This is a genomic window from Pseudomonas sp. AC211 (genome assembly GCF_979258055.1).
The window spans coordinates 1,009,519-1,030,111 of the sequence record NZ_OZ409830.1; the positions used below are offsets into that span (position 1 = coordinate 1,009,519).

A 20,593-nucleotide genomic window follows, 5' to 3' on the forward strand; every position below is an offset into this window, starting at 1 on the left:
TGAGAACAAATTCTTGCGGGAAGGTTTAGCGGTAACTGGCCAATATCTTTTCGAATTCGCCGTCGTTGCTCATTTGCACCAGCGCGCGCAGCAACGCCATGGTGGGCACGTCCGGCTCGTCGCGAACGATGCACGAGGCCAGGTCTGACGAGAGCTCTTGCAGCGCCTGCAACTTGTGCTGCGGCGCCTGGGTGCGGTTGAACCAGTTCAGCGTCAGTTCGCTGCTCACCGCGTAGTCGTTACGGCCGGCATCAAGCTTGAGCAGGGCCAATTCCTGGGTGCGGGCGTCGTCGCGCTGCAAGTCGCGGCTGTCGAACTTGCCCTGCAGTTGCGGGTACACATAGCCCAGCACGGTGCCGACCATCTGGCCGTGCAACTGTTCGAGGGTCATGTCCTGTTTGTTCCGGGCCACCAGCATGTCGCGCTGTTTCATAAACGGCACGCTCCAAATGTACTGATGGTGGGACTCGGTCATCCAGATCGGGTTCACGTAGCAGCGCACATCAATTTCGCCGCGAACCAGCATGGCCTGCACGCGCTTGCGTGGCAGCACGAGCATTTCAGCGCGCCGGCCGACCTTTTCGGCCAGGCGCATCTGCAAGTCGTAAATGATGCCGCCGGTGGCTTCGCCGTTTTCGACGCTGACCAGCGGCATGGCCCAGCTTTCGATCACCGAAAAACGCAGCGGGCGCTCTTCTGCTGCGCTGCAGGCGCAAAGCAACAGAAGGACAAGAGGCAGAAAAAACGCATGGCGATACCGGGTTGAGTCAGTCGCCCGGACGTGGTCAAAAGCAGGCCGGAAGCGGGCGAGGGCGGTCAAATCTAACCACAAAGCCCGCGCCCGTGTCGCCGCGATCAGGGCAGCAGAATGAATTTATCGCCGCTGCCGCCATTCACCGCGTGATAACTCGCCACGCCTTCGCTCAATGGCACTTCGCGCAGTTGCTCGGGCAGCGGCAACAAGCCCTGATCGAACAAACTGCCAAAGCCGTCGAGCATCGCTGCGCATTCTTGCGGGCTGTACAGCAACGAATTGACGCCCACCAGTACGCCGCCGCGCCGATACAGCGCCAGCGCCGGGAATTGCACGTTGCCGTCTACCGGCGCCGCGATAATGGCGATGCGCCCGAAGGTGGCCAAGGCTGGCACGGCGGCGGGAAGCCAGAAGCCGGTGGTGTCGAAGATCACCTCGGCACCGCCCGGAAAGTGGGCTTCAACCTGAGCCGGCAACGCTGCCGGATCGCTCAAAAGCAAGGCAGCAATGCCGCGCTGATTGAGGTTTTCCACCGCTTCCGGCCGGCGCACCGCTGCGAGTACCTGGGCGCCTCTGGCCTTGGCCAGGTTCACCGCTGCATCGCCGACGGCACCGTTGGCGCCTATCACCAGCAACGTGGTGCCGGCTTTTACCCCGCTGCGTTCCAGCGCATCCCAAGCGGTGGTGAACGGCACGCCGCAGCTGGCCGCCTGGGCAAAACTCAACGCCTGAGGTTTCAGCGCAACGGCAGCAGCCGGCAGGGCGATATGGCTGGCATGGCTGCCATCACGGGTAAAACCCAGGCCCTTGCCAGTGCCCCACACTGCTTGACCGAGCAAGTGACTTGGCCCTTCAACGACCACGCCGGCAAAATCGCGCCCCGGAATTCGCGGCACGGTGGTGTACGGAAAACGGCCGAGCACATTCTTGATGTCGCTGGGGTTCAAACCCGCTGCACGAATTTCCACCAGTACCTCGCCCTCGGCGACGGCAGGCGTTGGCACTTCAACGTGCTGAAGAGAGTTCAGATCGCCCGTGAGGGTAAATTGCAACGCGTGCATATGCGCTCCTTTTGCGAGGCAGATTGAAAGAAGAATCAGGACAACCAGTGGGCAATCAATTGGCGGCCGACCGGAATCAGTTGCTCGCCGGCCAACATGCCGAGCAAACCGACCAGGGCGATGGCGGGCGGCGCGGGCGAGCGCACATCCAGTACGTTGTAGATGACGCCGACCAGCAGCCCGGCGGCGAGAGAAATAAGGTAGTTCATGGGAGCCTCCTTTCCCGGAAGTGAGGTGGGAATGGGGCTCAGTCTACTGACGGGAAAACGCTGCTCAGGTCAAAGGCTTCTGTATATCGGCCAACCTGTGCGGCTATTGCTTCGCCACGTACTCGGAAGGCGCCACGCCGAGTTCGCGCCGGAACATGTCGCTGAAGCTGCTGGGCCGATAGCCGAGGTCGGCGGCAATACGACTTACCGGCGCACCTTCAATCAACGCGGCGACTGCCGTTGCCAACTGCACTTGCCGGCGCCAGTGGGCGAAGCCCATGCCCATGCTGTCTTGGAACAGCCGCGCCAGTGTGCGCACGCTGGCACCGGCGGCTGCCGCGTGCTGCTCGAACGAAAACGCCAGCGAGGGCGAGGCGATTACCGCTTGGCACAGGGTCAGCAAGCGCCGGTCGCTGGCATCCGGCAGCGGTACGCGCAAATACGAATGGTGGGCGCGCTGCAACTCCAGCACGGCCAGGGCGCTCAGGTGTTGGTAGTACTCGCTGTCTTCGGCGCCTTGCTGCTCCACCAAACCGAGAATCAGCTCGCGCAGCAGCGGCTTCACATCGACCACTCGCGTGGTGGTGGGCAAGGTATGCGGCTGGTCCGGGCGCAGGTAGATGTTGCGCATCTCCAGCTCCGAAACCACCCGAACCGCATGGGGCACATGGGCCGGCAACCACACCGCGCGCAACGGCGGAACCAATACCGCCTCGCCGGGCGTTTCCACCCACATGATGCCGCTCATGGCATACAGCAACTGACCCCAATCATGGGCGTGGGGCTCGATAAACAAACCGCGTGGATAGCTGCGCGCCACCGTGCGTAAAGCAGCGCCCGGGCGGTGCAGGTCGGGAGGAGCAGCGCGAGCCATGATTTAACGCAATGTCGGCAACGCCGCCCCCATCAGGGCGAACATACCGCCGCAGGCCCGGTTGAAGCCTTTGCCGGTGCGTTCCAGCCACGGTCGAATGCGATGTGCCATGCGCGCCAGCAAAATTTCCACCACCGCTTCAAACAACACGAAGGTCAGCACCAGAATCACAAATTGCAGCCACAGCGCGCGGCTTGGATCGAGGAACTGCGGCAAGAAGGCGCCGAAGAACAGAATCACCTTCGGATTCGAAACGGCGGACAACAGCCCCTGACGAAACAAGGTGTGGCCGGCTCGGTCCGGCCCGGTTTCCTCGGTCAGCGTAATCGGCGGCGCGCGCCATAGTTGAAAACCCAACCACACCAGGTACGCCCCACCTATCCACTTCAACACCGTCAGCGCATGCGCCGACGCCTGTAACAACGCGCCGATGCCAAACATCGATAGCGCCATCAGGAGCGTGAAACCAAGCATGCCACCTGCGATGGTAAACAGCGTTTTGCGCTGCCCATACAACGCCCCATGGCTGAGCGCCAACAACGCATTCGGTCCCGGCGTGAGCGACAGGCCGACGACGGCGAGCAAATAAACGAGCCAGGTATTCAAAGCCATGGAGGTGATCCGAAACGCGCGAGTGAGCGGCGAGAATAGCAGGGCGGCCCCGTGCATTTACATAGCGAAGCTTGGCTCGGTTTGGGGGGCAGGCTTCGCATCGAGGAAGTCCGCCAGCTCCACAGAAGGCGACCATCACTCAACAGAAAGTCACGGTTTCTGTAACTTTCCGTTGAGTGGACGGGGCGATCTAAACGCTTTCCACCGCATCCGGTTTTACCGGTGCAACGGGTTGGTGGTCCGGCTCAGGCGGCGCTGGGTCGAAGCTGTCGGCGCGGGCCATTTTCCACATGCGCTCGTAGAACTCGCCGCTCACCTTGCCGCTCAACAGCGCGCCGGGTTTGAGAAAAACGTGTTCCTGGGAAAACAGCTTGATCTCGGTATTGGAAATGCGCCGCACCAAGTGGCGTGCATCGAGTTGCGAAGGATGGCTCAGGCCGGCGGCCGCCAACATTTCGGCCAAGGCTTTGAGGGTGTTGCGATGGAAGCTGAGCACCCGCTCGGCTTTGTCTTCTACCACCAGCGCGCGTTGGCGCAGCGGGTCTTGGGTGGCGACGCCGGTGGGGCATTTGTTGGTGTGGCAGCTCTGACTTTGAATGCAGCCGATCGCGAACATAAAGCCGCGCGCGGAGTTGGCCCAGTCGGCACCGATGGCCAACACGCTGGCGATATCAAAGGCACTGACGATTTTGCCGCTGGCGCCGAGCTTGATGTGCTCGCGCAAATTCAACCCCACTAGCGTGTTGTGCACAAACAGCAGCCCATCACGCAGCGGTACACCGATGTGATCGGTGAACTCAACCGGCGCCGCGCCCGTGCCGCCTTCCTTGCCGTCGACGACGATAAAGTCCGGCAAAATTCCGGTTTCCAGCATGGCCTTGGCAATGCCCATGAACTCCCATGGATGGCCGAGGCAAAACTTGAACCCCACCGGCTTACCGCCCGACAGCTCCCGAAGTTGGGCGACGAATTGCATCAGTTCGGTGGGGGTGGAAAACGCGCTGTGGCGCGAGGGCGATACGCAGTCTTCGCCCATCGGAACGCCACGGGTTTCGGAGATTTCTTTGGTGACCTTGTGCTTGGGCAAAATGCCGCCGTGGCCGGGTTTGGCGCCTTGGCTCAGCTTGATCTCAATCATCCGCACCTGCGGGCTTTGCGCCTGTTTGGCGAAGCGCTCGGGGTCGAATAACCCCGTGCTGGTGCGGCAACCAAAATAGCCGCTGCCCAGTTCCCAGGTCAGGTCGCCGCCGTGCTCGCGGTGGTACGGGCTGATGCTGCCCTCGCCGGTGTCGTGAATGAAATTGCCAAGCTTGGCGCCTTTGTTCAGTGCGCGAATGGCGTTGGCGCTGAGCGAGCCAAAGCTCATGGCCGAGATGTTGAACAACGAGGCCGAGTACGGCTGCTTGCAGGCCGGACCGCCGACCATCACGCGGAAACTGTCAGGGTCGGTGAGCGCCGCCGGGCGCATGGAGTGGCCGATGAACTCGAAGCCGTTCTGGTACACGTCGATCAACGTGCCGAAGGGTTTATCGGCCCCCTCGTTCTTGGCCCGCGCATACACCAACGAACGCTGCGCGCGAGAAAACGGCAGCTTGTCGCCGTCGGCCTCGAGCAGGTATTGGCGGATCTCCGGGCGGATGCCCTCAACCAGGTAGCGGATGTTGCCCAGAATCGGGTAATTGCGCCGCACCGCGTGGCGCGTCTGCAGCAAATCGCCAATGCCCACCAACGTCAGCACGCCGGTTAACAGCGTGAACGGCCACAGCCATTCGTGGTGGTAGAAGGGCAAGCTGGCGAGGGTGAACACGAGACAGGCGACAAAAAACGCGTAACGGCTGAGTAGCGACAGGCTCATGCGAAATCCCTTGGGGCGGTGGCGGCAAGGGCTGAGAGTAGACGGGCCGGGCAGGGGAGTCGAGCGTCGGTTGTTGCCGACCCGTTCGTGCAAATGTTCGTGCTTTATCGGTTGCGCACCACGGCCGTGCCTTCGTGCTGGATGCGCGTCAGCAAGGCGGCCGTCCGCCGGTCAGGGCGGCTCTATTACGGCGCTTGGGCCTTCGCGGCATCGGTTTCAGGCAGCTAACCTGAGGCCCGACCTGCTCAAGCAGCAGCGGGATAAAAGGTGAGGGAAACCCATGCGCGACAGGGATTTTGTCGGCGCCTCGGCATTGAGGCGAACGATGTCCAATGAACACAGACGCACGGTGCTGGCAGCCTGCTCTTTGTTCTCTGGCTTGCAGCTCGATGCGCTGAACCGTCTCGTGGCGGTAGCGCAGGAAAGGCAAGTCACTGCGGGCTGCATATTGCTGCGCAAGGGCGAGCAAAGCAGCGGCTTGCAAATCATCGCTCGTGGCGCCGCCAAGCTTTATTTGTCTTCGGATGCCGGCAAGGAACTGTGCATCCGCGTGGCAGGACGCAGCAGTGCGATCAATGCCATCGGGCCGCCAAACCAGACTGCCTTGTTGCATGCCATAAGCACCGAGCCCAGTTGCGTACTCACCGTGCCAAGGGCGGTGATTGATGCAGTGATGGGTCGCGAGCACTGCCACATCGCCGCGTTGCAGCAACTGACAGAAGAGCTCGGTTTGTTCTCCGACGTGCTCGAAAACGTGGCGCTACACGGGCTTTGCGCTCGTGTCGCGCGGGTGCTGCATCGGCTGCATGTTCAATCGAAGCAAGACCCCGCTGCGCGCTTACACCGTGTAGACCAAGCAACCCTCTCCGCTATGGCCAATGGCAGCCGATCCAAAGTCAACGAGCAGTTGCACATTTTGCGTCGCCTTGGCGCCATCGATATCCAGGCCGGTGCAGTGGTTTTAAGGCGCCTCGACGTGTTGGAAAGCGCGATGAATCACGATCTCCCGTCCGAGTCTGCTCCCTAGGTAACACGTCCTCACGACCCGCTGGCCCATCGTGGCAACGCAGCCCAAGTAGTCATCCCTGGCTGCAACCCACCGCGACCTATGGCTGGCGGAAGTCTGCTATCACAGCACGGAAGCGCTTCTACTACCCGCACATGGACCTGGCTCAGGCCTCGCCATCTGCACGTTTGAGCAAGGATAAAACGATGGGCCAGATAACCATCTTGAACGGGACCAATACCCTGCTGAACAGCTGCGTCAGTGCCGGCGTTAATTACAGTTGGTGCAATAAGCTGCAGCCCCATACGTATTACCAACATGACGGAGCCGCCTCGGTATTAACCCTAAACACCCGCTATTGGATCGGCGAAAGCACCGAGTATTCCCATAGCGCGGCGGAAATAGGTTTATTTATCGCGGGCATGCTCATTGGCGTTGTGGGACTGGCACTCGTGCCATTAACCGGCGGCACCTCTGCTGTTGCCTCTGCGGCTCTGGCACAGGGCTTATTGGTTGGCGGAGCGGTGGCTTCGGGAGCGGGCTTGGCTATTTCCGGCATCTCGATAGCGGTCAAAGACTTTCAAAACACACCCACCAGTTGGACCAACATTCACGCCATACACAACCGCAAGTTCATTGCTGAGGCTGCGGTAAAGAGAGAAGTCACCCTTCAGCCTGACGGCAAAGCCTTAGCGACGTTTACCGAGATACCGGAAATCAAGTTGCGTGAGCTCACTGAGCAGGAGTTCCAGAACTACCTGAACGAAGGCACGTATACCCAGCATGATTCCAGTCCCCTTCTCGGTGAACTCGCCACGTCTGCGGTGTTGCACAAGGCTGGGTTAAAGAATGTCGCGGTCACGGTGCGCCCCGAGTGGGGCGGCGATGCCGCGTGGGAAATCGAAGATGACGACCCACGCGACGGTGGCCCTGTACAACTGTGGGCGCGGCCGGGTGAAAAAGAAGGCGCAATGGCGAATTCAGCCCGTCAACGATACGGATGGGAACGACGAGTTTTATCTGCTCAACCCCGTCTTGAATTGCTCCATCGGCAACGTAGCGACATTAGGGCGGGAAGGTTTCGGTGAAACCTGGCTTGAACTCGGGTGAGCGTTTCAAGCTGCTGAGGATTACCGACCCTGATTACCTCAACGCTGACAAAGGCCCGGACGGTGTCTGCTTTGCCGTTATTTCCGGAAAACATAAAAATCTGGTGTTCATTCCGGAAAATGGAAATTCGGGAAATAGCACGAAGTTGAAATACGGACCCTTGGTCACGCTCCATCCTAAGTGGGCCATTTGGAAATTCTTTCGCGCTTAGCGTGGGCTGATTTTCAGCGAGCCAGACGGCCCTTACGGGACGTCTGGTGCTCTGAACTCCGACATGTCCCGCGTTCCAATCCCCGTCTACTTTTCCTTCGCCGCGCTCACGCCTTCCAGCGTCGAGAACGACGTGTCTTTCGCAGTCAGCAGAAAATCGCGCATAAACGGCGCATCAAGCATGTCGGTGCGAATGCCGGCATACAACGTGGCGAACAAGCCCTTATCGCCCAGGCGCTTGGCCGTCACGTAACCGCGCGAGCTGTATTCGTGCAGCGCCCAGTTGGGCAGGCCGCACACGCCACGGCCGCTGGCCACCAGCTGCATCATCATCACCGTCAGTTCCGAGGTACGCACTTGCGCCGGTTCAATATCAGCCGGCTCCAGGAAGCGGGTGAAGATGTCCAGGCGATCGCGCTCCACCGGGTAGGTGATCAATGTTTCCTTGGCCAGGTCGCCAGGCACGATGTAGGGCTTGTTCGCCAGACCATGTTGGTTAGCCACGGCGAGCATGGCTTCGTAGGTGAACAGCGGCACGTAGGTGATGCCCGACAGCTCGATAGGGTCGGAGGTGACGACCAAATCCAAGTCACCGCGCGCCAGTGCCGGCAGCGGGGCGAAGGAGAAGCCGGAGGCCAGGTCCAGCTCGACCTCGGGCCAGGCGTCGCGGAATTGGTCGATGGTCGGCATTAGCCATTGAAAGCAGCTGTGGCATTCGATGGCCATGTGCAGCCGGCCTGCCGTGCCGCCGACCAAGCGCGCCATGTCGCGTTCGGCCGCGCGCAGTTGCGGCAGCAGCGAATCGGCCAATTGCAGCAGGCGCAAGCCGGCGCTGGTAAAGCGCACGGGCTTGGTTTTGCGCACGAACAGCGGCATGCCGAGGCGTTCTTCCAGTTCCTTGAACTGGTGGGAGAGGGCGGACTGAGTGAGGTGCAGGCGCTCGGCGGCGTCTACCAAACTGTCGGTTTCACGCAGCGCGTGCAGGGTTTTCAGGTGGCGCAATTCCAACATGGGCGTAGCTCTCGAAGCGGCTGACGGGCTGAACATGAGCGAAACTAACGTGAATGGATGTACGGATCAACTGGAAAACGTTGAATTTGTTTCATGTGTCGCCCCTCCCGACAATGTGCGCCATCGATTACCTGGAGCACATCGCAATGGCAGTGGCACACAACCTGGGCTTTCCCCGCATCGGTCGCGACCGTGAACTGAAAAAAGCGCTTGAGGCGTATTGGCAAGAAGATCTGGATGAAGCCGGCCTGCGCGCGGTAGGCCGTGATCTGCGTGCCCGCCATTGGCAGTTGCAAAAAGACGCGGGCATCGAGCTGCTGCCTGTCGGCGACTTCGCCTGGTACGACCAGGTGCTCAGCCATTCGCTGCTGTGCGGTGTAGTGCCCGAACGCTTCCGTCATGGCAGCCGCCTGCCGACGCTCGACACCTTGTTCGCCATGGCCCGCGGCAGCAGCGGCCACGGTGAAGGTTGCTGCGCTGGCGCCCATGCCGAAGAAATGACCAAGTGGTTTGATAGCAACTACCACTACCTGGTGCCTGAATTTAGTCACGACCAACAGTTCACCCTGAGCTGGGAGCAGCTCTTTGAGGAAGTAGCCGAAGCCCACGCGCTGGGCCATCAGGTGAAGCCGGTCATTCTCGGCCCGCTCACCTTTCTGTGGCTGGGCAAAGCCCGCCATGGCGACTTCGACAAACTCGACCTGCTCGACCGCCTGCTGCCGCTGTATGGCGAAATTCTTGGACGCCTGGCGGCGCAGGGCGTGCAGTGGGTGCAAATCGACGAACCGATCCTGGCGCTGGACCTGCCGCAGGCCTGGAAGAACGCCTTTGAGCGCGCCTACAACCTGTTGCAGTACTCGCCCACGCAAAAACTCGTCGCTACGTATTTTGGCGACTTGCAAGACAGCCTCGGCCTGGCCGCCAGCCTGCCGGTGCAAGGCTTGCACGTGGACCTGGTTCGCGCTCCGGAGCAACTGGCGGCGGTGCTCGACCGCGTGCCCACGTACAAAGTGTTGTCGCTGGGCGTGGTCAACGGCCGCAACGTTTGGCGCTGCGATTTGCAGCAGGCGTTGGTGCAATTGCAGGAAGCGCAGGCGCGTTTCGGCGACAACCTGTGGGTCGCCGGTTCGTGCTCGTTATTGCACAGCCCGGTCGACCTGAACCGCGAAGACCAACTGGACGAAGAGCTGCGCAGTTGGCTGGCGTTTGCCGTGCAGAAGTGCACTGAGATTGCCGTGCTGGCCAAGGCGTTGAACACGCCGCAAGACGCTGACGTGGTCGCCGCACTGGCCGCCAGCGCGGCGGTACAAACCAGTAGGGTTCATTCCACACGCATCCATAAACCCGAGGTGCAGGCGCGCCTCGCCGCCATCCAGCCGGCAGACAGCAAGCGCCAGTCACCCTTCGAGCAGCGCATCGACGTGCAACGGGCGCGCCTGGATTTGCCGCTGCTGCCGACCACCACGATCGGTTCTTTCCCGCAGACGTCGGCCATTCGTCTGGCGCGTCAGGCCTACAAGCGCGGCAAGCTGTCGGTGGGCGAATACACCGACGCCATGCACTGCGAAATTCGCCACGCCGTGCAGGTGCAAGAACGCCTCGGCCTGGACGTGCTGGTGCATGGCGAGGCGGAGCGCAACGACATGGTCGAATACTTTGCCGAGCAGTTGGACGGCTATGCCTTCACCCGCTTCGGCTGGGTGCAGAGCTACGGCTCGCGTTGCGTAAAACCGGCAGTGATAGTCGGCGACCTCAGCCGCCCGCGGGCCATGACCGTGGACTGGATCACCTACGCCCAAGGCCTGACCGACAAGGTGATGAAAGGCATGCTCACCGGCCCGGTGACCATGCTGATGTGGTCCTTCGCCCGCGACGACATTCCTCGCGAGCAACAGGCGCGACAACTGGCGTTGGCCATCCGCGATGAAGTGGTGGACTTGGAGCGTGCCGGAATCAAGATTGTGCAAATCGACGAAGCCGCCTTCCGCGAAGGGCTGCCGCTGCGCCAATCCCAGTGGGCGGCGTATCTCGACTGGGCGGTGGAAGCGTTTCGCCTGTGCGCCAGTGGCGTTGGCGATGCCACGCAGATTCACACGCACATGTGCTACAGCGAATTCAACGATGTGATCGAAGCCATCGCGGCCATGGATGCCGACGTCATCACCATCGAAACCTCGCGCTCGGCCATGGAGTTGTTGGATGCGTTCGAAGCGTTTGCTTATCCCAATGACATTGGTCCGGGCGTGTACGACATTCACTCGCCGCAGGTGCCGGACACGGCGGCAATCGTTGGGCTGCTGAGCAAAGCGGCTACGCGTATCCCGCTGGAGCGTCTGTGGGTGAATCCGGACTGTGGGCTGAAGACGCGGGGGTGGGTTGAGACGGAGGCGGCGTTGGTGAATATGGTGGCGGCGGCGCGGCAGATGCGGGTTGGTGGGTGATCGATGTTTTGGGCTCTAACTGCGTTCCCCACCCCAACACCGTCATTCCCGCGTAGGCGGCGGTCCGACGATTCGGAATCCAGAATCTCGGATGGTTTCGCGATGGACGTCCGCCACGCAACTCTGGATCCCCGCGTTCGCGAGGATGACGGAGGTTTGGGTTTCTAATTGCGTTCCCCGCCCAACACCGTCATTCCCGCGTAGGCGGAGGTTTCGGTTTGTACCTGCGTTCCCCAATGCAACACCGTCATCCTCGCGCACGCGGGGATCCAGAATCTCGGATGGGGCCGCGATGTATGTTCGCCACGCAACTCTGGATCCCCGCGTGCGCGGGGATGACGGAGGTTTTGGCTCTAACTGCGTTCCCCGCCCCAACACCGTCATTCCCGCGCAGGCGGCGGTCCGACGACTCGGAATCCAGAATCTCCGATGGGTCTTCGATGCATGTCCGCCACACAACTCTGGATCCCCGCGTTCGCGAGGATGACGGGGGTTTGCTGAGGTTACGCATTCACTCGCCTCAACACCGTCATTCCCGCGCACGCGGCGGTCCGACGATTCGGGATCCAGAATCTCGGATGGGTGCGCGATGTATGCCCGCCACAAAGTTTGGATCCCCGCCTGCGCGGGGATGACGGAGGTTTTTGGTTTGCACCTGCGTTCCCCACCCCAATCCACTACCGTTCAGCGCCCTTCATCAAACTGTCACGGTTATGTGGCAGCGCGCTCGCACAGATGTCAGCAGAATCCGCCCTTACTGGGGTTTTGCGTGTTGGTATTTTTCTTATGCGAGCGTTTCTTTTCTGGGCCGCCTTGTGGTGTGCCTTGCCGTCTTTTGCGGCTTCACGGTGTGATGTCACGGTTCCAACTCAACGGGCTGATCTGGGCGAGGTAAACCTTGCGTACCAGAGCATCGGCCGTGAGTCCGATCCGGCGTTATTGCTGGTCATGGGCCTGGGCGGACAGCTCATTCACTGGCCCGACGAAGTGGTGGTCGCCCTCTGCCAGCAAGGCTTTCGCGTGATTCGTTATGACAACCGCGACGTCGGGTTGTCGACCTGGGCCCACGCGCCGGAAACGGCCAATCTCACGTATGAAGTGCTGCGCTACAAACTCGGTTTTTCCGTTACCGCGCCGTATCACCTCACCGACATGGCGCAAGACGCACTCGGCTTGATGAACAGCCTGCACGTGACCCGTTTCCATGTGTTGGGCGCGAGCATGGGCGGCATGATTGCCCAGCACATGGCCGACATGGCGCCTGATCGGGTCGCCAGTCTTACGCTGATCATGACCAGCTCGGGCGCCCAGGGATTGCCGGAGCCCAAGCCGGCGTTGCTGGCCTTGTTGGCCCGCCGTGAAGCGCCGAACCGAGAGGTCGCCATCGAGCAACAGGCCGACTTGCTCGCCGCGCTGGGCAGCCCGACGGTGCACGACGACCGCGCCTTGCTCAAAGAACAGGCCGCCGTGGCCTACGACCGCGCATTCAACCCGGCCGGCGTGCAGCGGCAGATTCTCGCCATCCTCGCCGAACCGAGCCGCGTGGCGTTGCTGGATCGCCTGCGGGTGCCGACCCTGGTGGTGCACGGCACCGCTGATCCGCTGTTGCCGGTGATGCATGGCGTGCATGTGGCGGCGCATATCAAGGGCGCGCAGTTGAAGCTGATTCCGGGGCTGGCCCACCGCTTCCAGGAAGCCTTCAAAGCACCGTTGCTGGCCGCCGTGTTGCCATATCTGGCTGAGCATCGCCAGCCGGTCGGCCTGGCGCAGCTTTAAAGCGGGGCGGTCGGTTATCGCTGTCGCCCACGCACAACTGGACCGCGCTTCTGTCTCGCTGACGCTGAATTTTCTCCTCTACCCTCAAGACACAATCCGGCAACCGCGCTAAGGTCGCCGGCTATTTATTGGGGTGGGGAAAGGCATGAGGTTGTCCGGTCGCGGGGTGGCGCTGTCGGTGCTGGCATCGGTGTTGTTCGCCTTTATGCCAGGCTACGTGAACCAGCTGGCGCCGCTCGATGGCATTCAGATTTTCGCCCAACGCGTGCTGTGGTCCATTCCGATGGTGTTGTTGTTGGTGGCGCTGTCGCGGCAATGGGGGCTGTTGCTCGGCGCGCTGCAACGTCTACACCGCGAGCCGCTGCTGGTGCTGGCCTTGCCCGTGGCGGCGGCACTGATCGGCATCCAATGGGGACTTTTTCTCTGGGCGCCCCTGCAGGGCATGATGCTGGAAGTGACGCTTGGCTACTTCCTGCTGCCGCTGGCGATGGTGCTGGTGGGGCGCGTGTTTTACCGCGAACGATTAAGCCCATTGCAAGGCATCGCCGTCGGCCTGGCGCTGTTGGGCGTGCTGCATGAGTTGTGGCTGACCCGCGCGTTTTCCTGGGCCACGCTGGTGACCGCGCTGGGCTACCCACCGTATTTCATGCTGCGCCGCTGGATGCGTCTGGACTCGCTGTCCGGTTTTATTCTGGAAATGCTCGTGCTGGCGCCAGTGGCGGTTTGGCTGATCGTTGCCTACGGCCCGGATAACTTGTTCACCCAAGCCCCGCAAATGTGGTGGCTGCTGCCTGGCATCGGCTTGCTGGGCACGCTGGCCTTTGCCGCGATGATGGCCTCCAGCCGGCTATTGCCGCTGGGCGTGTTCGGCATTCTCAGTTACCTGGAGCCGGCATTGCTGTTTGCGGTGACCTTGTTGTTTCTTGGCGAGACCTTCAACCCGGCGCAGTTGTGGACGTATCTGCCCATTTGGTTGGCCATTGTGCTAACTGCCTGGGACAGCATTCACGTGCTGCGCAAGCAGGGCCGACAGCCGCTTTAACTGGGGCGAAACGGCGCGCCTGCGGTCGACCGCCTGCACAGACTGCGGGCGTTCCGGGGCAACAACCGGTAACCTATGCGGCTGTTTAGTGATCTTCGCCGAGGTAGCCCCTGTGTTTTCCCAATTCGCCCTGCATGAACGCCTGCTTAAAGCCGTGGCCGAGCTGAAGTTTGTCGAGCCCACCCCGGTACAAGTCGCGGCCATTCCGCCGGCGCTGGAAGGGAAAGACCTGCGGGTTACCGCGCAAACCGGCAGCGGCAAAACCGCTGCGTTCGTGCTGCCAATGCTCAATCGCCTGATGGGCGACGCCAAACCCCGCGTCGTAATTCGCGCACTCATCCTGCTGCCAACCCGCGAGTTGGCGCAGCAGACGTTGAAGGAAGTGGAGCGCTTCTCGCAATTCACCTTTATCAAATCCGGCCTGATCACCGGCGGTGAAGACTTCAAAGTACAAGCCGCCATGCTGCGCAAAGTGCCGGACATCCTTATCGGCACGCCGGGCCGTCTGCTCGAACAACTGAACGCCGGCAACCTCGACCTCAAGGCTGTGGAAGTGCTGGTGCTGGACGAAGCCGACCGCATGCTCGACATGGGCTTTGCCGAAGACGTGCAGCGCCTGGCAGGCGAGTGCAAAGGCGCGCACCAAACCATGCTGTTCTCCGCTACCAGCGGCGGCAACGGCTTGCGCGAGATGGTCGCCTCGGTACTCAAAGACCCGCAGCACCTGCAACTCAACGCCGTCAGCCAACTGAGCGACGGCGTGCGTCAGCAGATCATCACCGCCGACCACAACCAGCATAAAGAGCAATTGGTGTTCTGGTTGCTGGCCAACGAGACGTACCAAAAAGCGATCATCTTCACCAACACCCGCGTCGCCGCAGACCGCCTCTACGGCCGCCTGGTTGCAGCGGAGCACAAGGTGTTCGTGCTGCACGGCGAGAAAGATCAGAAAGACCGCAAGCTGGCCATCGACCGCCTCAAACAGGGCGGCGTGAAAATTCTGGTCGCCACCGATGTAGCCGCCCGTGGCTTGGACGTGGATGGCCTCGACCTGGTTATCAACTACGACATGCCGCGCAGTGGCGACGAATATGTTCACCGCATCGGCCGCACCGGGCGTGCCGGTAACGAAGGCTTGGCGATTTCGCTGATCTGCCACGGCGACTGGAACCTGATGTCCAGCATCGAACGCTACCTGAAACAGAGCTTCGAGCGCCGCGTGGTCAAGGAATTGAAAGGCACCTACGGCGGCCCGAAAAAGGTCAAAGCCTCGGGCAAAGCGGTCGGCGTGAAGAAGAAAAAGACCGACAAGAAGACCGACAAGAAGGCAGTCGCCAAAGCGCCAAGCAAACGCAAAACCGCCAATAAGCCGAAGAGCTCATTGGTGAGTGGCGATGGCATGGCGCCGTTGAAGCGCAAAAAGCCGGAAGCGCCGGCTGCCGAGTAATCGCTGCACACCGCAGTTTCTGTGGGAGCGGCTTTAGCCGCGATGCTGTTTTGCACCTTGAGATTCTGGATCCCGAAGAGGCGGTCCACCGCCTACGCGGGAATGACGGTGTAGAGGCGGGATACGCCGCACTCCTACACACCACCGTCATCCCCGCGTAGGCGGCGGTCCGGCGATTCGGGATCCAGAATGGTTCAGGAATCCGTGGTCGCGAATAAGCCGCGAATTCCCCAAAGCAACTACTTCGGCACCACCAAAATCTTCCCCTCACGCTCGCCACTCGCCGCCGCCTTCACCGCGTCCTTGATCTGACTCACGTCGTACGTCGCCGCAATGCGGGTTTTCAATTTGCCGCTGGCGATCAACTGCACCAACTCTCCGAACACCTTGCCCTGATCAGCCTGACTGGCGCTGCGGAACCATTTCGCCAGCCAGAAACCGCGCAGGCTGACGTCGCGGAAAACGATGGCCGACGGCGATACCTGGCACGGTTCGCCGCTCATCATTCCGTAGTTCACCACCACGCCGCCTTCGCCCAGGCACGCGGCGAGGTGGTCGGTGGCGGCGCCGCCCACGGCGTCGATGGCCAGACGCAGGGTGGCGCTGCCGGTGGCTTCGCGAACGCGCTTGGCCAGGTCCGGGCCGTCGACCAGAACCACGTCGCCGCCGTCTTGCTGGGTGGCGGCTACGGCTGAGTCACGGCGCACCACGTTGACGGTTTTAAAACCGCGCAACTTGGCCAACTGCATGATGTAGCTGCCAACGCCGGAGTTGGCGGCGTTCTGAATCAACCATTCGCCTGGCTGCAAATCTACAAACTGGCTCAGCAGCAACGAGGCAGTGGGTGGGTTGACGGTGAGCATCGCCAGCTGTTGCGGATCGGCGTCTGGCAGCGGGATGAGCTTGCTGGCGTCGGCGTTCAGGTGCGTGACCCAGGTACCGCTGCCAACCGGCAGCAAGACGATTTGGCCGACGCTGAGGTTGCTCACAGTGGCGCCCAATTCCTCGACCTTGCCCACGCCTTCGTTGCCGCCAATGGCGGGCAACGGCGGCAGCATGCCGTATTCGCCAGTGAGGGTGAGCACGTCGAGGGGTTGATCGGCGCGGCCAGCACTTTGACGCGCACCTGCCCGGCGCCAGGCGCCGGCAGTTGCAGTTCAACGGCTTCGATCACCTCATGCGGCACTTTGCTGCGGGTTTGGTATTGAGCTTTGAGCATGTCGATCTCCTGGCAGTTAAACGGACGCAGCAGTCTAGCTGCCTTGAAGCCTCGCTGCTTCAGCGCACGCGATCACGGCTTTTTACGGCTAGGTCGAGCGCCTTTTGCATGTCTAGCCGGGCCGAGCGGCCGACGTCTTTGTTGTTGAGATCGTAGTTGCGCTCGGAGGGCAGGAATTGGGGCGGTCAGGTCTTCGGCATCGGCGGGCTCGAAGTCGAATTCTTCGCCGATGGTCATGGCGCTGCGACGCAGCAGCATGCGCACCTGTTCGGGGTGCAGCTGCGGGTTGATCGACAGCACCGCAGCAACGATGCCGGTGACCATCGGCGTGGCATACGAGGTGCCGCAATGGGCATCGCCTGGCGCATCGGCCGCTCCCGTGGAGGCGTGGGCGCAGGCGGCGGCGGTGATGTCGACGCGCATGTCGCTGTTGGACGAACTGCGTTTGACCACATAGGCCGGATCGTCCACGGCTACGTCTTGGCGCTCGCTGCGCTGGTGGCCGCCGACGACGAACAGTTGATCGGTAATAAACGAAGAGGGCAGGCGGTATTCGTCGGCGCCGGAGAATGACGAACCGTTGCCAGCGGAATTCACCACGATCACATCCGGGTGCTTGGCGCGCAGCCAGAGGAAAAATTCTTCCAGCAGTTCCTCGTAGCCGTTCATGGCCAGGCCAGAGCGCACCAGCGAATCCACCTCGTCGCCTTGGATGTTTTTTGCGCCGACGCGGTGAATGCCCCAGCTCCAATTCAGCACGCGCACGCCGTCTTCCACCAGGTTCACCGAGGCGGCGATGTTGGCGGTAATGCCTGCGTCGGAGTTGCGCTCCACAATCACTTCAAAGCCCGGCCCGGCGCCGTCGAGCCCGCGCAGAAAGCCGGTGTTGCCGCCCTTGTCCCAGCGCGCAGCGAGAATGCCGGTCACGGTGGTGCCGTGGCCATCGGGCTTGCTGGCGTCGCGGGCGTACACGCGGGTGTGCGGCTTGCCGTCGTCACGAGTCGCCGCGCCGAGGTAATCCGCAAAGTCGGCAGTATCGAAGTCGACATTGCGTTCGATGATGCCGATGCGGACGGGTGCCACCGGCATCGGTTTGTTCTTGGATGGAATGCGCCGCTGGTAGTAATTCACCGCGTCTAGAAAACGGTTGGCGGCCCACTCATCACCGCTCGGTTTTTCTTCAGGCGCTTGTTTGCCGGCGGCGAGGTCGTCGGCCAGGTTTTCGTTTTCGCCTTCTTCGGCAGCGGACTCCTCGATCACCACCGCGTCGACGCTGACTTCCGTGCCGAGACGCAAAATCAAGGCATCGCGCTCCATCAGGTTTTTCGCCGGCAAACGGAGCTGGTAGGTATTGAGCGGTGGGATGGCGCCGACCACTTCTGCACCGTATTTTTTGGCCAATTCCCGGGCCATGCTCAGGCCGTCGGTGTCTTCCTCGATGATCAGGCTGACTAGGTTGATGTACGTGGTCAGGCCATCCATGTTCTTCGTCACTTCGTCTTTCTTGGCGGCGACCACGTGGCTTCGGTTCAGCGACAGCCACACCGGATTACTCGCTTGGCCCTGCTGCTCCAGCCACACCGGCGCGCTTTTGTAGCGTTCGCCGCTCAGTTGCACTTGCACGTGCTGCCCGTCGCGTTGCACCACGCTTTCGGGCAGCGCCTCGCCGCCGAACATGACGTGCACAGCGCCGGTTTGCAGCCCCTGGGCATTCAGGCAGAACTGCTGAGCATCGCTCAACACATCGCCACAGCGTTGCAGATGCACCAGGCGCAGCGGGTCGGCGGCGTTAGCGGGCAGGGCGGTGACGAGCAGCGACAGGGTCAAACCAGCGAGGGGAAGGGCGCGCATCGATAGGGTTCCATGGCAGATCGAAGTAGGGCTGTGAGTCGCCCTGGCGGCATTGGTTCAGGCCACGTTATGCCAGGCAACGCGGGCTGGGCGCGCTATGCTTGAGCAACACGCCGACAAACCCGGGAGGTCGCATGTTTTGCCGACTGTGGGCCTTGGTGTCGCTCGTGATTATGGCGGTGGCCGCGCACGCGGAGCCGCTGCGTGTTGGCTTTGGGTTGAACAAGCCGCCGTATGTGTTCGAGGTCGAACGCCGCGGCTTGGAGTACGAAGTGGTGGAAGCGGCGTTGCGCCGCGCCGGCTATGAAATGCAGCCTTACTTTGCGCCCATGGAACGCCTGCATTTGATGCTGGCCCACGGCGAGCTGGACTGCATAACCACCACCAATGAACTGAGCGGCGTGGCGGCGTACTACTCCGATACCTACATTTATTACCACAACACGGCGGTGGCGCTGAGTTCGCGCAAGGTGCAGTTGCACAGCATTAATGACCTGCGCGGTTATTCGGTCAGTGCCTTTCAGCGGGCGCGCTTTCTGCTCGGCCCCGAGTACGCCGCCGCCATGAAAGACCATCCCAATTACCGTGAGGAATCGCAGCAGGTCACGCGTAATCGGTTGCTCTATAGCGGCCGTATCGACGTAATTATTGGCGACCTCAAGGTGATTCGTTACTTCAACCGCGACGTGCTCGGCCAGGTGGACATCACCCAGCCGCTGACGTGGTACGAGCTATTCCCGCCCACCGCTTACAAGGCAGGTTTCCGTTTGCAGCGCCAACGCGATGCCTTCAATCACGGGTTGGCCACCATACGCCGCACGGGTGAATACGAGGAGATTGAGCGCAAATATGCGGACTATTGAGGTCTGCGGAGGCCCTCGGCTGTAGTTTCCGTTGCAATTGCAAACAGCTGCGCCGGCGTTTTTTTTGCCAGTCTTTTGCCCACTCGATTTCAAGCCTGGAGAACGGACGATGCTGTTCAAAGCGTTAGCAGTGGTGGGGTTGTCGGTGTTGGGCGGTGCAGCGCAAGCCGAAGAAGATTTTCAGCAGAGCAGCGAACGCGGCACCGTGCAGGTGCAATACCTACTCAACGATTTGCGCCATCCCTGGGGCATGGCGTTTTTGCCCGATGGCCAGTTGCTAATCACCGAGCGGTCTGGACAGTTGCGCTTGGTGGCAGCCGATTTCACCGGTTCATCGCAGGTTAGCGGTGTGCCCCAGGTTTATAGCCGTGGGCAGGGGGGATTGCTGGATGTTGCCCTGTCACCCAGCTTCGCGGATGACCGTTGGGTTTACCTGGCCTACGCCGAAGAGGGCGACGACAACCTGGGCGGCACCGCCGTGGGGCGGGGTAAATTGGCTGCCGACGGTAAAAGCCTGGAAGGCTTTGAGGTGATTTTTCGCCAAGCGCCGAAGCTGTCTACCGGTAACCACTACGGCGCGCGCTTGGTGTTCGATGGCGAAGGTCATTTGTTCGTAACCCTTGGCGAAAATTACCAGCGCACGGCGGCTCAGGACCTCGACAAGCTGCAAGGCAAAGTGGTGCGCCTGAACCTGGATGGCAGCATTCCGGCCGACAACCCGTTTGTAGGTAAGCCAGGCGCGCGTGGGGAAATTTGGTCCTACGGCCACCGCAACGCTCAGGGCGCGGCGCTCAATCCCTGGACTGACGCACTGTGGCTGCACGAGCACGGCCCGCGCGGCGGCGATGAAATCAATATTCCCCAGCCCGGCAAAAACTATGGCTGGCCCCTGGCAACCCATGGCATCGATTACACCCTGCTGCCGATTCGCGAGGCCAAGGGCAAAACCGCGCCGGGCACCGAGCCGCCCCAGCATGTCTGGGAAAAATCGCCGGCCGTGAGCGGCATGGCGTTTTACAACGCCGAGCGTTTTGCCGGCTGGCAGCACAATCTGTTTATTGGCGCGCTAGCCGACCAGTCACTGATTCGCCTGGAGCTGAAAGGCAATGACGTGGTGCACGAAGAGCGTTTGCTGAAAGACAAACTCGGCCGCATTCGCGACGTGCGCCAGGGGCCGGACGGCTTCTTGTATGTGCTGACCGATGCCGACACGGGCAGTCTGGTGCGCATCGGCTTGGTGGAGTAACCCGCG

18 protein-coding genes and 1 pseudogene are annotated in these 20,593 nt (G+C 61.4%); 9 read left to right on the top strand and 10 right to left on the bottom strand.

What is annotated here, in order from left to right:
- Window positions 1-25 precede the first annotated feature (25 nt).
- From ACZZZP_RS04845 to ACZZZP_RS04870, 6 genes are all read right to left on the bottom strand, one after another.
- Window positions 26-655, bottom strand: a complete 630-nt coding sequence (locus ACZZZP_RS04845; RefSeq protein WP_463536304.1) for a substrate-binding periplasmic protein — start codon at window positions 653-655, stop codon at window positions 26-28.
- A gap of 200 nt (window positions 656-855) precedes the next feature.
- On the bottom strand, window positions 856-1,815 hold the full coding sequence (locus ACZZZP_RS04850) for a quinone oxidoreductase family protein (protein ID WP_463381979.1): 960 nt from the start codon (window positions 1,813-1,815) through the stop codon (window positions 856-858).
- A gap of 35 nt (window positions 1,816-1,850) precedes the next feature.
- On the bottom strand, window positions 1,851-2,024 hold the full coding sequence (locus ACZZZP_RS04855) for a DUF1427 family protein (protein WP_122451872.1): 174 nt from the start codon (window positions 2,022-2,024) through the stop codon (window positions 1,851-1,853).
- 103 nt (window positions 2,025-2,127) lie between these two features.
- Window positions 2,128-2,898 (bottom strand): AraC family transcriptional regulator, encoded by a 771-nt coding sequence (locus tag ACZZZP_RS04860; RefSeq protein WP_463381980.1) that lies wholly within the window; start codon window positions 2,896-2,898, stop codon window positions 2,128-2,130.
- Window positions 2,899-2,901: 3 nt separating this feature from the next.
- Entirely contained in the window at window positions 2,902-3,510 is a 609-nt protein-coding gene (locus ACZZZP_RS04865) for a LysE family translocator (RefSeq protein WP_463381981.1), read from the bottom strand.
- A gap of 190 nt (window positions 3,511-3,700) precedes the next feature.
- Window positions 3,701-5,365 (bottom strand): FMN-binding glutamate synthase family protein, encoded by a 1,665-nt coding sequence (locus ACZZZP_RS04870; protein WP_463381982.1) that lies wholly within the window; start codon window positions 5,363-5,365, stop codon window positions 3,701-3,703.
- A 325-nt stretch (window positions 5,366-5,690) separates the two neighbouring features.
- Here ACZZZP_RS04870 and ACZZZP_RS04875 point away from each other — a divergent pair, with 325 nt between their 5' ends.
- The 3 genes from ACZZZP_RS04875 (at window position 5,691) to ACZZZP_RS04885 (ending at window position 7,692) form a co-directional block, all read left to right on the top strand.
- Entirely contained in the window at window positions 5,691-6,392 is a 702-nt protein-coding gene (locus tag ACZZZP_RS04875) for a Crp/Fnr family transcriptional regulator (RefSeq protein WP_463381983.1), read from the top strand.
- A gap of 185 nt (window positions 6,393-6,577) precedes the next feature.
- Window positions 6,578-7,459: a hypothetical protein gene (locus ACZZZP_RS04880; protein ID WP_463536305.1), complete on the top strand. Its 882-nt coding sequence runs from the start codon at window positions 6,578-6,580 to the stop codon at window positions 7,457-7,459.
- Entirely contained in the window at window positions 7,456-7,692 is a 237-nt protein-coding gene (locus tag ACZZZP_RS04885; RefSeq protein ID WP_463536306.1) for a hypothetical protein, read from the top strand. The genes ACZZZP_RS04880 and ACZZZP_RS04885 overlap by 4 nt, the downstream gene beginning before the upstream one ends.
- A gap of 86 nt (window positions 7,693-7,778) precedes the next feature.
- Here ACZZZP_RS04885 and metR read toward each other — a convergent pair whose 3' ends face one another.
- Window positions 7,779-8,702: a transcriptional regulator MetR gene (metR, locus tag ACZZZP_RS04890; protein WP_122492624.1), complete on the bottom strand. Its 924-nt coding sequence runs from the start codon at window positions 8,700-8,702 to the stop codon at window positions 7,779-7,781.
- 146 nt (window positions 8,703-8,848) lie between these two features.
- On the opposite strand from metR, the gene metE reads away from it, so the two are divergent.
- The 4 genes from metE to ACZZZP_RS04910 all read left to right on the top strand — a co-directional run bounded on the left by metE (window position 8,849) and on the right by ACZZZP_RS04910 (window position 15,408).
- Window positions 8,849-11,143, top strand: coding sequence for a 5-methyltetrahydropteroyltriglutamate--homocysteine S-methyltransferase (gene metE, locus ACZZZP_RS04895; RefSeq protein ID WP_463381984.1), 2,295 nt, complete (start codon window positions 8,849-8,851; stop codon window positions 11,141-11,143).
- 786 nt (window positions 11,144-11,929) lie between these two features.
- Window positions 11,930-12,919 carry an alpha/beta fold hydrolase gene (locus ACZZZP_RS04900; RefSeq protein ID WP_122492623.1) on the top strand — a complete coding sequence of 330 codons (990 nt, stop codon included), beginning with the start codon at window positions 11,930-11,932 and terminating at the stop codon, window positions 12,917-12,919.
- A 145-nt stretch (window positions 12,920-13,064) separates the two neighbouring features.
- A complete protein-coding gene (gene rarD / locus ACZZZP_RS04905) occupies window positions 13,065-13,961 on the top strand; it encodes an EamA family transporter RarD (protein WP_463381985.1) in 897 nt (298 codons plus the stop codon).
- 112 nt (window positions 13,962-14,073) lie between these two features.
- On the top strand, window positions 14,074-15,408 hold the full coding sequence (locus ACZZZP_RS04910; protein ID WP_162998689.1) for a DEAD/DEAH box helicase: 1,335 nt from the start codon (window positions 14,074-14,076) through the stop codon (window positions 15,406-15,408).
- 239 nt (window positions 15,409-15,647) lie between these two features.
- Here ACZZZP_RS04910 and ACZZZP_RS04915 read toward each other — a convergent pair whose 3' ends face one another.
- The 3 genes and pseudogenes from ACZZZP_RS04915 to ACZZZP_RS04925 form a co-directional block, all read right to left on the bottom strand.
- The gene (locus ACZZZP_RS04915; RefSeq protein ID WP_463536307.1) at window positions 15,648-16,466 is read right to left on the bottom strand and encodes a zinc-dependent alcohol dehydrogenase family protein; all 819 of its coding nucleotides are present in this window, start codon (window positions 16,464-16,466) and stop codon (window positions 15,648-15,650) included.
- A complete protein-coding gene (locus ACZZZP_RS04920; protein WP_463536308.1) occupies window positions 16,394-16,627 on the bottom strand; it encodes a hypothetical protein in 234 nt (77 codons plus the stop codon). The genes ACZZZP_RS04915 and ACZZZP_RS04920 overlap by 73 nt, the downstream gene beginning before the upstream one ends.
- A gap of 59 nt (window positions 16,628-16,686) precedes the next feature.
- A pseudogene (locus ACZZZP_RS04925) lies at window positions 16,687-18,478 on the bottom strand (S8/S53 family peptidase).
- A 158-nt stretch (window positions 18,479-18,636) separates the two neighbouring features.
- Here ACZZZP_RS04925 and ACZZZP_RS04930 point away from each other — a divergent pair.
- Window positions 18,637-19,341, top strand: coding sequence for a substrate-binding periplasmic protein (locus ACZZZP_RS04930; protein ID WP_463536309.1), 705 nt, complete (start codon window positions 18,637-18,639; stop codon window positions 19,339-19,341).
- 109 nt (window positions 19,342-19,450) lie between these two features.
- Window positions 19,451-20,587: a PQQ-dependent sugar dehydrogenase gene (locus ACZZZP_RS04935; protein ID WP_463381989.1), complete on the top strand. Its 1,137-nt coding sequence runs from the start codon at window positions 19,451-19,453 to the stop codon at window positions 20,585-20,587.
- Window positions 20,588-20,593: the final 6 nt, after the last annotated feature.